This is a genomic window from Pseudomonas algeriensis, assembly GCF_048847255.1.
Taxonomy (GTDB): Bacteria; Pseudomonadota; Gammaproteobacteria; order Pseudomonadales; family Pseudomonadaceae; genus Aquipseudomonas.
The window spans coordinates 1-12,137 of record NZ_JBKKRK010000004.1; the positions used below are offsets into that span (position 1 = coordinate 1).

Here is a 12,137-nt window from a genome sequence, read left to right on the forward strand (position 1 = left end):
AACAACTTCAACCACTTGCGCTTTCGATCTCTCGTTAGCGGGAGGCGAATTCTACAGCGTTACTCGCTGCTGTCAACACCTCTTTTTTACCGCTTTCGACCGAGAGGATCGAACCGTCGATAGCGCCCAACAAACCGGCCTACCCACTCCTTCCGCGCCTCGATGAACTGAAGCGAAGCACTTACCGAAACTTGGTTAACTCATTGAAACTCAAGGAGTTTTCCGTTTCGACTGCGCCGGAAGTGGGGCGAATTATAGACATCCAGAATTTGCCGTCAACCGTTATTTTCAGCTTTACGCAGATTTCAGCGTAATACGTGCGAAAGCCTTTTTGCCGGCCTGGCACACATGAGCAGAACCCAGCTTATATATGTAGGTGCGATCCACCACCTCACCATCTATACGCACACCTCCCGAACCCAGGAGGTCCCGCGCCATTGCGGCATTCTTGACCAAACCTGCCTTATTAAGCACCGCAGCGATCGGCATATCCTCAGCGGCGATCAACTCGACCTCAGGCAAATCATCCGGCAACTCACCATCTTTCATGCGATTACCTGCTGCACGATGAGCATTGGCCGCAGCCTCCTCACCATGGAAACGCGCAACGATTTCCTCGGCCAACTTGATCTTGATGTCACGCGGATTCGCCCCAGCCTCCACATCCGCACGGAACCCATTGATCTCGTCCATGGACCGGAAACTCAACAGCTCGAAATAACGCCACATCAGAACATCAGGAATAGAGACCAATTTGCCATACATGACGCCTGGCGCTTCCTGGATGCCTACATAGTTGCCCAGGGACTTGGACATCTTCTTCACGCCATCGAGCCCTTCCAGCAAAGGCATGGTCAGGATGCACTGAGCCTCTTGGCCATAACCGCGCTGCAGCTCACGCCCCATCAACAGATTGAACTTCTGGTCGGTTCCGCCAAGCTCAACGTCCGCGCGCAACGCGACCGAGTCATAACCCTGTACGAGCGGGTAGAGAAACTCATGAATGGCGATTGGCTGGTTGGTTGTGTAGCGCTTGTCAAAATCATCACGCTCGAGCATGCGAGCGACAGTGTATTGGGAAGTCAGGCGAATGAAATCAGCCGGCCCCATCTGATCCATCCAAGTAGAGTTGAAAGCCACTTCAGTCTTGGCGGGGTCAAGAATCTTGAAAACCTGAGTCTTGTAGGTTTCCGCGTTGTCGAGAACCTGCTCACGGGTCAAGGGTGGGCGTGTCGCGCTCTTCCCGCTCGGATCACCGATCATCCCGGTGAAGTCACCTATAAGAAAGATGACCTGGTGCCCAAGGTCCTGGAACTGGCGCAGCTTATTGATAAGCACGGTATGGCCAAGGTGCAGGTCAGGCGCCGTCGGATCGAAACCAGCCTTGATGCGCAGCGGCTGCCCGCGCTTGAGCTTTTCGATCAGCTCGGACTCGACCAACAGTTCTTCCGCACCACGTTTGATCAGCGCTAGCTGCTCTTCAACCGACTTCATAACAGACCCGTAAGGCTCAGATTCAAAGGGCCCCAACCATACAAGATCGCGCACCAAATACAAGGTTTGCCGGGCATGAGGAAGCCCATCCAACAGAACAGAAGGCTCGCGGGCTTGCTTCGCAGGGGTTTTGGTTATATTTTATACAGTTATTTCATCTTCATCATGTCATTCATCTTTTCCAATTCATTTTTTAAAAGTCAAAATTACTTATGACCTCAGAACCGTCTAAAGCGCCGCCGCTTTACCCGAAGACCCACCTGCTTGCTGCAAGTGGCATCGCAGCCCTCCTTAGCCTGGCGCTCCTGGTGTTTCCCTCCAGCGATGTTGAAGCCAAAAAGACGACTTTGAGTCTCGAACTGGAAAGCCCTGCTGAACAACTGACACAAGAACAAGACGCCGCCGAAGCCGCTCAGGCCACAAACGAACCGGCCGCCTCTCCTTTTGCGCAGATTGAAAACAGCCCGGAAGATACTGCCCAGGCTGCAGCACCTGTCGCAGAAGAACAGAAAGGACCGGACCATCGCGAAGTGATCGTTGCGAAAGGCGACACGCTCTCTACCCTTTTTGAAAAGGTCGGCCTGCCCCCGACTGCCGTCCATGAAATCCTGGCCAGCGACAAGCAAGCCAAACAATTCGCCCAACTGCAACGCGGCCAGAAGCTGGAATTCGAACTCGATCCAGAAGGCCAACTGACCAACCTGCACACCAAGCTGAGCGATCTGGAAAGCATCACCCTGACCAAGAACGACAAGGGTTATGTGTTCAACCGCGTCACCGCCAAACCTACCGTTCGCTCAGCCTACGTTCATGGCGTCATCAACAGTTCGTTGTCTCAGTCGGCAGCGCGCGCCGGCCTTTCCCATAGTCTGACCATGGACATGGCCAATGTGTTTGGCTACGACATCGACTTTGCCCAGGACATTCGCCAGGGTGACGAATTTGACGTCATCTATGAACAGAAGATGGTTAATGGGAAGAGCGTCGGCAACGGCCCGATTCTTTCCGCGCGCTTCACCAACCGTGGAAAAACCTACACCGCGGTGCGCTACACCAACAAACAAGGCAATAGCAGTTACTACACCGCCGACGGCAACAGCATGCGCAAGGCATTCATCCGCACACCGGTTGATTTCGCCCGCATCAGCTCGAAGTTTTCCGCCGGTCGCAAGCATCCGATCCTGAACAAGATCCGCGCCCACAAAGGTGTCGATTACGCCGCTCCTCGCGGTACGCCAATCAAGGCTGCCGGTGATGGCAAGGTACTGCTGGCCGGACGTCGGGGCGGGTATGGCAATACGGTGATCATCCAGCACGGCAATACCTATCGCACGCTGTACGGTCACATGCAGGGCTTTGCCAAAGGCGTGAAGACGGGCGGCACCGTCAAGCAAGGCCAAGTCATCGGCTATATTGGCACCACCGGCCTGTCCACCGGCCCGCACTTGCATTATGAGTTCCAGGTCAACGGCGTCCACGTCGACCCGCTTGGCCAGAAACTGCCGATGGCCGATCCGATTGCCAAGGCCGAGCGCACGCGCTTCCTGGCTCAGAGCCAACCCTTGATGGCTCGCATGGATCAAGAGAAAGCTACGATGCTAGCCTCGAGCAAGCGCTAAGTCATGGCGCTTTATATCGGTGTGATGTCCGGGACCAGCCTGGATGGCTTGGATATCGCACTGGTCGAACTGGAGCCGGCGATCAAATTGATCGCCACCCACTACATCCCCATGCCCACTGCCCTGCGCACCGAGCTGCTCGAATTGTGCACCAGCGGGCCCGACGAGATTGCTCGCTCGGCGATTGCCCAGCAAAATTGGGTAAAGCTGGCCGCACAGGGCATACACGCCTTACTCAACGAACAGAAACTCAAGCCGGCGGACATCACGGCAATTGGCAGCCATGGCCAGACCATTCGCCATGAGCCGGCCCGTGGATTTACCGTGCAGATCGGCAATCCGGCATTGCTGACCGAATTGACCGGCATCACCGTCGTTAGCGATTTCCGCAGCCGTGATGTGGCTGCTGGCGGACAAGGCGCCCCACTCGTTCCTGCGTTTCACGAGGCGCTGTTTGAAGAGCGAGTCGGTAATCGCGCCGTCCTGAACGTCGGCGGCTTCAGCAATCTCAGCCTGATAGAGCCCGCGAAACCCGTAGCCGGTTTCGACTGCGGTCCGGGGAACGTATTGCTCGATGCCTGGATACTTCAACAACGAGGCGAGCACTTCGATCGCGATGGCCAATGGGCCGCCAGCGGGAAAGTCGAACCAGTCCTGCTGAAGACTCTGCTCAGCGACCCGTTCTTCGTCACCAAGGGGCCGAAAAGCACCGGGCGTGAAGTCTTCAACTTGCCTTGGCTGACCCGGCATCTGTCGCAGCTGCCAGGCATCGCCCCGCAAGACGTACAGGCCACGCTGCTCGAACTCACTGCCCTGACGATTGTTGAATCACTGCAACATGCCCAGTCAAATACCCAAGAATTGTTGGTCTGCGGCGGCGGCGCGCACAACCACACGCTCATGAAGCGCCTGGCTGACTTGCTCCCGCATGCTACCGTCAACAGTACTGCAGTTTACGGCGTTGATCCGGATTGGGTCGAAGCCATGGCCTTCGCCTGGCTTGCCCATTGCTGCCTTGGCGGTATTCCAGGCAATCGCCCAAGCGTCACAGGCGCCCGCGGCCTGCGCGTTCTCGGCGCTATCTACCCGGCCTGAGGTCAAAATTGCAGGCAACAAAAAACCGCAGTGCCGTAAGGCACCCGCGGTTTTTTTATGAAGCTATCAGATCGAGAATGAAGAGCCGCAGCCACAAGTAGTGGTAGCGTTTGGATTCTTGATCACGAAACGCGACCCTTCCAGGCCCTCCTGGTAATCCACCTCGGCCCCGGCCAGATACTGGAAGCTCATCGGATCGACCACCAGGCTCACGCCTTCGCGCTCGACAATGGTGTCATCCTCAGCCACTTCTTCATCAAAAGTGAAGCCGTACTGGAAACCTGAACAACCGCCGCCCGTTACAAATACGCGCAGCTTCAAACGATCATTGCCCTCTTCATCGACCAGGCTCTTCACCTTGTGCGCGGCACCTTGGGTGAATTGCAAAGCCGTGGGGGTGAAGGTTTCGACGCTCATGCTGAATATCTCCCGGCGCTTACGCCGCCATAATGCGTGATGGCGGGCATTATCCGCTTCTCCTACAAAATTGGTCAACTATTAGAAAAGCAACGGCAGCTACAAGCCCGAGCCTATAGCTGCCGCGGTGAAGCTTGCAGTTGCGGTTACGGCAACATCCCTGCGTGGGACAGGCCCAGGCGTTCATCCAGGCCGAACAGGATGTTCAGGTTCTGCACTGCCTGGCCGGACGCACCCTTGACCAAGTTGTCGATGACCGACAATACCACTACCAGGTCGCCATCCTGCGGACGATGCACGGCAATCCGGCAAACGTTCGCACCACGCACGCTGCGGGTCTCAGGGTGGCTGCCGGCGGGCATTACGTCGACAAACGGCTCATTGGCGTAACGCTTTTCAAACAACGCCTGCAGGTCCACCGAACGGTCGACGACGGTCGCATACAGGGTGGAATGGATACCACGTATCATCGGTGTCAGGTGCGGCACGAAGGTCAGGCCGACATCCTTGCCCGCTGCCCGGCGCAACCCTTGGCGAATCTCCGGCAGGTGGCGGTGCCCCTTCACCGCGTAGGCCTTCATGCTTTCCGACGTTTCGGAATACAGCGAACCGACACTGGCGCCACGCCCGGCACCGCTGACACCGGACTTGCAGTCGGCAATCAGCCGCGAGGTATCTGCAAGGCCGGCTTCCAGCAGCGGCAGGAACCCCAGTTGCGTTGCAGTCGGGTAGCAACCAGGGACAGCGATCAGCCGTGCCTGCCTGATTTTCTCCCGATTGACTTCCGGCAGCCCATAGACCGCCTCGTCAAGCAGCTCCGGCGCGCCGTGAGGCTGGCCGTACCACTTGGCCCATTCGTCGGCGTCCTGCAGGCGGAAGTCCGCTGACAGATCGATGACCTTGGTTCCGGCGGCGAGCAATTCGCCTGCCAGCGCGTGGGCCACGCCGTGGGGGGTGGCGAAGAACACCACATCGCAGGCGCCAAGGGTCTTGATATCCGGAACACTGAATGCCAGGCCATCATAATGACCACGCAGGTTCGGATACAGGTCGGCGACGGCCAGGCCGGCCTCGGATCGGGAGGTGATGACCACTACCTCAACCTGCGGATGCTGTGCCAGCAGACGCAGCAGTTCGACACCGGTGTAACCCGTGCCGCCGACAATACCGACCTTGACCATAGACCTGCCCTCAACGAACCCACTGGAAAGCCGTCGATGATAGGGGGCACGCGTCGCCGCGACAACCGCCAAGGTGACGTGTGGCCGCTCTAACCTCTACTATCGGCCTACCGTGAATCTGGGAATAACCAAAAATGCTCTATCTGTGGCTCAAAGCACTTCACATCGTCAGCATGGTCTGCTGGTTTGCCGGCCTGTTCTATCTGCCTCGCCTGTTTGTCTATCACGCCCAAAGCGAAGACAGCGTCAGCAAGGAACGCTTCAGCATCATGGAACGCAAGTTGTATCGCGGCATCATGGGTCCGGCGATGATCGCTACCCTGGTGTTTGGCATCTGGCTGCTCAGCCTTAACGCCGGCGCCTACTTCACTCAAGGCGGCTGGATGCACGCCAAGCTCATCCTGGTGGTATTACTGATCGGTTATCACCACATGTGTGGAGCCCAGGTGAAGCGCTTCGCCCGTGGCGAAAACACCCGCAGCCATGTCTTTTATCGCTGGTTCAATGAAATACCGGTCGTGATATTGCTGGCTATCGTAATTCTCGTCGTGGTCCGGCCGTTCTGATTTCAAACGCACACTGACCCGGGGTACCTCCAATGTCACTGCCCGCCTTGCTTGAACAACGTCTGCGGCTGCCCGTCGTGGCAGCACCCATGTTTCTCATTTCCAACCCCCAATTGGTGCTGGCCTGCTGTCGCAACGGTGTAGTCGGCAGCTTTCCGGCCTTGAACCAACGCGAGAGCAGCGGCTTCAAGGCGTGGTTGGAAGAAATCGAAGCGGGCTTGGCCAAGCTGGAAAAACCGGCCCCCTACGCGGTCAATCTGATCGTTCATAACAGTAATCCACGGCTTCAGGCCGACCTGGCGATCTGCATCGAACACAAGGTGCCGATCGTCATCACCAGCCTGGGCGCAGTGAAAGAACTGGTCGATGCGGTCCATGGTTATGGCGGACTGGTCTTCCACGATGTGACGACTCGCCGCCATGCCGAAAAAGCCGCCGAAGCAGGCGTCGACGGCCTGATTGCCGTCGCGGCCGGTGCGGGTGGGCATGCCGGGACCTGGAGCCCGTTCGCACTGGTTGCGGAAATCCGGCATTTTTTTGATAAAACCCTGCTACTCGCAGGATGCTTGAACCACGGCCATCAGATCCTGGCGGCTCAATTGCTCGGCGCGGATCTGGCCTACTTCGGAACGCGCTTTATCGGCACGATCGAAAGTCACGCGTCCGACGCTTATAAAGAGATGTTGCTCACATCCAGAGCCGCGGACATCGTGCATACTCCCGCTGTATCTGGAGTGCCGGCCAGTTTCATGCGCCAGAGCCTGGAAAGTGCCGGCTTCGACCTGGCGGCCCTGCAAGGCAAGGGTGCGTCGGGCTCCGATTCGAAACTCAAACCGCTCAATGATGAAGCCAAGGCCTGGAAAACCGTATGGTCCGCAGGTCAAGGCGTGGGCGAGATCGATGATTTGCCAAGCGTCGACCAACTGATCGCACGCCTGGATGAAGAATACCGCCAGGCGCAAGCGCGGGCGGCACAGCTTGGCGGCCAATGGCCCCGCTGAAACCAACCACAAATACAACTTGGAAAGACAAGGATGCCAGGCATGAGCGAAAACCGCTTCAACATTGTATTCGACGGGGCTTTGCTGCCTGGCGTCGATACAACTACCGCCAAGCTCAATCTCGCCGAACTGTTCAAAAGCGATGTCAGCGCCATAGAACGTCTGTTCAGCGGTCGCAAAGTGTCCCTGAAGCACAACCTCTCCCAGAATGAAGCGCAGCAGTATCTGGAAGCGCTCCATAAAACCGGGATCGATGCACGGATCGAAACGGAACCGTCCCTCCAACTGAACCTTGGCGAAGTGCAGGAATCGCCCCAGTCGAGTGCGCGTCATCCCGAGTCGGTCATCGACCCAGTCTCTCCCTACGCGCCTCCCCGGGCACAGGTAGGTGAAGCATTCGCCGAGTACGGCACGCTCAAGCCCTTCAGTTTCGAAGGCCGTATCGGGCGCCTGCGCTACCTGGCATGGACCATGGTTTTGACTCTGGCCGTCCTGCCGCTGGTCGGTCTGGGATTCTGGCTCGCCACGACCTGGCTGCTCGCTTCCGATTCGATAGCGGGGCTGATCGTCGGCGGCCTGGTCGCTGCCGTGGTTGTGCTGGCTTTTGCCTTCGTGAGTATCCAGTTCAACGTCCAGCGCCTGCATGACCTCGGCTGGTCAGGTTGGTTGTGGCTGATCAACCTCGTGCCTTTCGTGGGCAGTATTTTCCCGTTCATCCTCATCATCGCCCCGGGCAATACCGGCGCGAACCAATACGGCCCACCTCCGCCACGCAATACCACGGCAGTCAAAGTACTTGCGTCGCTCTGGCTGGTGATGATCGTGTTGATTTTCATGGCCACGTTTGCCGGCATCTTCGGAGCCCTCCAGGATTACGACAGCAGCGACGTAAGCAGCTATGAGAGCAGCGAATACAGCGACCAGAGCGCCGAAGAACCCGCCGTCGAGGCAGCCGAGCCCGCCTCGCCTTCTGTAGACTATCAAGAAGAAGAGGAACAATAAGCGTACTTCGTGCCGGTGACTGCCCCATCCACCGGCGCGAAGCCGTTGCGATGGAGAACTGCATGACCCGTTACGCTCTGATCACTGGCGCCTCCAGTGGTATCGGCCTGGCCATGGCCGAAGCACTGGCTCGGCGCGGGCGCAACCTGTTACTGGTAGCTCGACAGCGCGATCGGCTGGAAAGCATTGCGATCGAACTGACCCAACGATTTGGCGTGGAGGTTTTGTTTCGGGCCTGCGACCTGAGCGAGCCCCTGCGGCTTTCAGGTTTCCTGCTCGAGCTGGAGGAAGGTGAACGCCAGATCGACCTGCTGGTCAACTGCGCCGGCATCAGCACCTGCGGTCCGTTCCTGGGCCAGGACTGGATGACCGAGCAAGACCTGATCGAGGTGAACATCCTTGCCCTGACCCGCCTTTGTCATGCCGTAGGCAATAGCATGGCGTTGCACGGAGGCGGTCAGATTCTCAACGTTGCTTCTATCGCAGCGTTCCAGCCTGGCCCCTGGATGAGCACCTATCACGCCAGCAAAGCCTATGTATTGCACTTCTCCGAAGCCCTTCGAATAGAGCTGAAGAAATACGCAATCAACGTATCCGTACTTTGCCCAGGCCCCACCCAAACTGCCTTTTTTAGCAAGGCCCAGCCCGACGGGAAGACGCTGCGCAGCACTAGCAACTCGATGCCCCCTGAGGAGGTCGCGCTGTACGCCGTCCGCGCACTGGAAAGAAACCGGGCCATCATCATTCCTGGGCGTCGCAATCGCTGGATTGCCCTGCTGCCACGACTCGGGCCGCGCTGGCTAGTTCGAATCCTCGCCGGCAGATCCAACAGAGCCTGTTACGCACGTTGAAGCCCCTTCCCCTGAAAAACCCGGGCTCGATGACCGAGCCTTCAGTAAACTTGGCTCAAACAACTCAACGGAGAAACAGCTGTGGATACTCTGTTTACCAAGATCATCAACCGGGAAATCCCGGCCAGGATCATTTACGAGGATGATCAGGTCCTGGCCTTCCATGACATTGCCCCACAGGCTCCGGTGCACTTCCTGGTCATTCCGAAAAAGCCGATCCGAACCCTCAACGAACTGACCGAGGAAGACAAGGGACTGGCCGGGCACATCCTGTTCACCGCCCAGCGCCTGGCGCTCGAACTTGGCTGCGAGGAAGGCTTCCGCGTGGTGATGAACTGTAATGAACTTGGCGGGCAGACTGTCTATCACATCCATATGCACGTGCTGGGACAGCGCCAGATGAACTGGCCGCCGGGTTGATACCCTGACCCAACGCAAATCCTCAGCGGCCGATTGAGTTAGACTGGCCGCCGTGATTTTTTCCGGAGGTAAGCATGACTACCCAACGTCACTACTCGCCCATTGACCGTCTGTTGCTGCAGGCCGATACCGCGATGCGCACGCTGCTGCCTTTCAGTGGCCAACCGTACCGCCCATCACCGGCAATCGTGCAGCCGGAAGTGCAGATGAGCGATGAAGAGACTCGCCATGTCGCTGGGCTGATGCGCATCAACCACACCGGCGAAGTTTGCGCCCAGGCCCTATACCAGGGCCAGGCGCTGACGGCGAAACTGCCGCAGGTCCGGGAGGCGATGGAACAGGCCGCCGAGGAAGAAATCGATCACCTGGTCTGGTGCGAGCAACGTATCCACCAACTGGGCAGCCACACCAGCGTGCTGAATCCCTTGTTCTACGGCATGTCTTTCGGGATCGGCGCAGTCGCCGGGTTGATCAGCGACAAGGTCAGCCTCGGCTTCGTAGCGGCAACCGAACATCAAGTGTGCAAGCACCTGAACGAACATTTGCAGCAATTGCCGGCCGAGGACGAAAAGTCCAGGGCGATTCTCGAACAGATGCGCCAGGACGAAGAACATCATGCTGAAAGCGCGCTCGATGCAGGCGGCTTCCGATTCCCGGCCCCCGTCAAATTCGGCATGAGCTTGTTGGCCAAAGTGATGACCAAGAGCACCTATCGGATCTGACAGCGGACGCGGAACCAAACCTTCAAAACCAAAAAAGGCGACTGTCCATTCAGGGCAGTCGCCTTTTTTCAGCCGAAACCTTAGCGCGGCATGTTGCGCGCGTAGAAGATCTCCAGCATTTCGTGTTTCACGCGCTCTTCCACCTGGCCACGCTGTTCGATGGACAGGTTGCTGGTGGCGTCACCGAACAGGTAGTTGTCCAGTTCGAAGTCCTTGAGGAGCATTTTCGTGTGGAACAGGTTCTCCTGATACACGTTTACGTCGGTCATCTGGTACGCGTCGCGGGTGTCTTCGGAGAGGTAGTTCTGGATCGAGTTGATTTCATGATCGATGAAGTGCTTGTGCCCTTCCACGTCCCGGGTAAACCCACGCACACGATAATCCACCGTCACAATGTCGGAATCGAACTGGTGAATCAGGAAGTTGAGCGCCTTGAGCGGTGAAATGACGCCACAGGTCGACACATCAATGTCCACTCGGAACGTCGCGATACCGTCCACCGGATGGATTTCCGGGTAGGTGTGTACCGTGATGTGGCTCTTATCGAGGTGGGCCAGGATAATTTCAGGCAACGGGCCCGGCGACTCTTCGATCTGGCTGTCGGTCGGTGTCACCGGCTCTTCCGAGATCAGAATGGTCACGCTGGCGCCTTGGGGTTCATAGTCCTGACTGGCGATGTTCAGGATGTTGGCACCAATGATATCGACAACTTCCGTGAGGATCTGCGTGAGGCGCTTGGCGTTGTACTCTTTATTGATGTACTCGACGTAGGCCTGTTGGTCTTGCGGGGTTTCCGCATAGCAGATGTCATAGATGTTGAAGCTCAAGGTCTTTGTCAGGTTATTGAACCCATGGAGCTTGAGTTTGCTTTTCACCGTTTGAAAACTCTCTGTGTATTGCGGCCTGGCCGCGTGATCAAGCATGCCCGTCAGATGCGAACGACGCACCTGCGTAGGACGGTTAACACCTCTTCGCGATGGCGATTTTGGTTGTCTGTCCAGACAAGTGAGCGGCCGCTGGCCGATCACTGCCCTGAAAAAAGTGGCGCATTATGCAGACGTCAGCTTCTGATCGCCAGAGCTTGCACCGCTTTTGTGATGGTTGGATGTCGATTTAACCCAACTCGATGATTTCATAATCATGGGTGATTTCGACGCCTGCCGCGCCGAGCATGATCGAGGCCGAGCAGTATTTCTCCGCTGACAGCTCAATGGCGCGCTTGACCTGGGCCTCCTTCAACCCTCGACCCTTTACCACAAAATGCATATGGATCTTGGTGAACACCTTTGGATCCTCGGTCGCGCGCTCGGCTTCCAGAAAAGCTTCGCAGCTTTCCACTGCCTGGCGCGACTTCTTGAGGATGCTGACCACGTCGAAATTACTGCAGCCACCCACACCCAGCAGAAGCATTTCCATTGGTCGAACACCCAGGTTCCGACCTCCGGCATCCGGAGGGCCGTCCATGACAACTACATGACCACTGCCCGACTCACCGAGGAACATGGCTTCGCCAGCCCATTGGATGCGTGCCTTCATCGCCAAGACTCCACTGTCAAAAAAAGGGGGCGCCAGCTTAGCACAGGGCCCCGTCATGGCAGCGGTCGCCTGGCGTTACTTGGAGCTGATACAGCTAAGTAAATTCTCGAATCAATTTTGAACGCCTCTGTTAAGCTGGCGCCCAATCGCTGGCGTATGGCCAGCTTTTTTCGCGAAAGCTATTCGCACCCACAACAACACCAAACCAACACAAAGCGCAGTTTTCCGGGACA

The 12,137-nt window shown here is 57.3% G+C and carries 13 protein-coding genes; 8 read left to right on the forward strand and 5 right to left on the reverse strand.

Annotated features, from left to right (window positions below):
• Nucleotides 1–294: 294 nt before the first annotated feature.
• Entirely contained in the window at nt 295–1,494 is a 1,200-nt protein-coding gene (gene tyrS / locus ACLK1G_RS07415; RefSeq protein ID WP_420764842.1) for a tyrosine--tRNA ligase, read from the reverse strand.
• A 212-nt stretch (nt 1,495–1,706) separates the two neighbouring features.
• Between tyrS and ACLK1G_RS07420 the strand changes: the two genes are divergently transcribed.
• Both ACLK1G_RS07420 and ACLK1G_RS07425 read left to right on the forward strand, forming a co-directional pair.
• Complete coding sequence (locus ACLK1G_RS07420) at nt 1,707–3,113, forward strand: peptidoglycan DD-metalloendopeptidase family protein (RefSeq protein WP_420764843.1); 1,407 nt, start codon at nt 1,707–1,709, stop codon at nt 3,111–3,113.
• Nucleotides 3,114–3,116: 3 nt separating this feature from the next.
• Nucleotides 3,117–4,208: an anhydro-N-acetylmuramic acid kinase gene (locus ACLK1G_RS07425; RefSeq protein ID WP_420764844.1), complete on the forward strand. Its 1,092-nt coding sequence runs from the start codon at nt 3,117–3,119 to the stop codon at nt 4,206–4,208.
• A gap of 66 nt (nt 4,209–4,274) precedes the next feature.
• Here the strand turns inward: ACLK1G_RS07425 and erpA are convergent, their stop codons facing one another.
• Complete coding sequence (gene erpA / locus ACLK1G_RS07430; protein WP_420764845.1) at nt 4,275–4,625, reverse strand: iron-sulfur cluster insertion protein ErpA; 351 nt, start codon at nt 4,623–4,625, stop codon at nt 4,275–4,277.
• 146 nt (nt 4,626–4,771) lie between these two features.
• The gene (gene argC / locus ACLK1G_RS07435) at nt 4,772–5,806 is read right to left on the reverse strand and encodes an N-acetyl-gamma-glutamyl-phosphate reductase (protein WP_420764846.1); all 1,035 of its coding nucleotides are present in this window, start codon (nt 5,804–5,806) and stop codon (nt 4,772–4,774) included.
• A gap of 134 nt (nt 5,807–5,940) precedes the next feature.
• Between argC and hemJ the strand changes: the two genes are divergently transcribed.
• From hemJ to coq7, 6 genes are all read left to right on the forward strand, one after another.
• A complete protein-coding gene (gene hemJ / locus ACLK1G_RS07440; RefSeq protein ID WP_420764847.1) occupies nt 5,941–6,372 on the forward strand; it encodes a protoporphyrinogen oxidase HemJ in 432 nt (143 codons plus the stop codon).
• Nucleotides 6,373–6,404: 32 nt separating this feature from the next.
• Nucleotides 6,405–7,373 carry an NAD(P)H-dependent flavin oxidoreductase gene (locus ACLK1G_RS07445; RefSeq protein ID WP_420764848.1) on the forward strand — a complete coding sequence of 323 codons (969 nt, stop codon included), beginning with the start codon at nt 6,405–6,407 and terminating at the stop codon, nt 7,371–7,373.
• A gap of 42 nt (nt 7,374–7,415) precedes the next feature.
• Nucleotides 7,416–8,375: a DUF805 domain-containing protein gene (locus ACLK1G_RS07450; RefSeq protein ID WP_420764849.1), complete on the forward strand. Its 960-nt coding sequence runs from the start codon at nt 7,416–7,418 to the stop codon at nt 8,373–8,375.
• A 62-nt stretch (nt 8,376–8,437) separates the two neighbouring features.
• Nucleotides 8,438–9,226, forward strand: a complete 789-nt coding sequence (locus ACLK1G_RS07455; protein ID WP_420764850.1) for an SDR family NAD(P)-dependent oxidoreductase — start codon at nt 8,438–8,440, stop codon at nt 9,224–9,226.
• Nucleotides 9,227–9,307: 81 nt separating this feature from the next.
• Nucleotides 9,308–9,646, forward strand: a complete 339-nt coding sequence (locus ACLK1G_RS07460) for a histidine triad nucleotide-binding protein (protein ID WP_420764851.1) — start codon at nt 9,308–9,310, stop codon at nt 9,644–9,646.
• Between the two features lie 74 nt (nt 9,647–9,720).
• Nucleotides 9,721–10,368 (forward strand): 2-polyprenyl-3-methyl-6-methoxy-1,4-benzoquinone monooxygenase, encoded by a 648-nt coding sequence (coq7, locus tag ACLK1G_RS07465; protein ID WP_420764852.1) that lies wholly within the window; start codon nt 9,721–9,723, stop codon nt 10,366–10,368.
• An 80-nt stretch (nt 10,369–10,448) separates the two neighbouring features.
• On the opposite strand, the gene speD is transcribed toward coq7, so the two are convergent.
• Complete coding sequence (gene speD / locus ACLK1G_RS07470; protein WP_039590886.1) at nt 10,449–11,243, reverse strand: adenosylmethionine decarboxylase; 795 nt, start codon at nt 11,241–11,243, stop codon at nt 10,449–10,451.
• Between the two features lie 238 nt (nt 11,244–11,481).
• Nucleotides 11,482–11,904, reverse strand: coding sequence for an OsmC family protein (locus tag ACLK1G_RS07475; RefSeq protein ID WP_008061600.1), 423 nt, complete (start codon nt 11,902–11,904; stop codon nt 11,482–11,484).
• Between the last annotated feature and the right edge of the window lie 233 nt (nt 11,905–12,137).

Excerpts from the sequence above, each read along its gene's own strand:
- tyrS (WP_420764842.1), bottom strand. The coding sequence starts at position 1,494 with ATGAAGTCGGTTGAAGAGCAGCTAGCGCTGATCAAACGTGGTGCGGAA.
- ACLK1G_RS07420 (WP_420764843.1), top strand. The coding sequence starts at position 1,707 with ATGACCTCAGAACCGTCTAAAGCGCCGCCGCTTTACCCGAAGACCCAC.
- ACLK1G_RS07425 (WP_420764844.1), top strand. The coding sequence starts at position 3,117 with ATGGCGCTTTATATCGGTGTGATGTCCGGGACCAGCCTGGATGGCTTG.
- erpA (WP_420764845.1), bottom strand. The coding sequence starts at position 4,625 with ATGAGCGTCGAAACCTTCACCCCCACGGCTTTGCAATTCACCCAAGGT.
- argC (WP_420764846.1), bottom strand. The coding sequence starts at position 5,806 with ATGGTCAAGGTCGGTATTGTCGGCGGCACGGGTTACACCGGTGTCGAA.
- hemJ (WP_420764847.1), top strand. The coding sequence starts at position 5,941 with ATGCTCTATCTGTGGCTCAAAGCACTTCACATCGTCAGCATGGTCTGC.
- ACLK1G_RS07445 (WP_420764848.1), top strand. The coding sequence starts at position 6,405 with ATGTCACTGCCCGCCTTGCTTGAACAACGTCTGCGGCTGCCCGTCGTG.
- ACLK1G_RS07450 (WP_420764849.1), top strand. The coding sequence starts at position 7,416 with ATGAGCGAAAACCGCTTCAACATTGTATTCGACGGGGCTTTGCTGCCT.
- ACLK1G_RS07455 (WP_420764850.1), top strand. The coding sequence starts at position 8,438 with ATGACCCGTTACGCTCTGATCACTGGCGCCTCCAGTGGTATCGGCCTG.
- coq7 (WP_420764852.1), top strand. The coding sequence starts at position 9,721 with ATGACTACCCAACGTCACTACTCGCCCATTGACCGTCTGTTGCTGCAG.
- ACLK1G_RS07475 (WP_008061600.1), bottom strand. The coding sequence starts at position 11,904 with ATGAAGGCACGCATCCAATGGGCTGGCGAAGCCATGTTCCTCGGTGAG.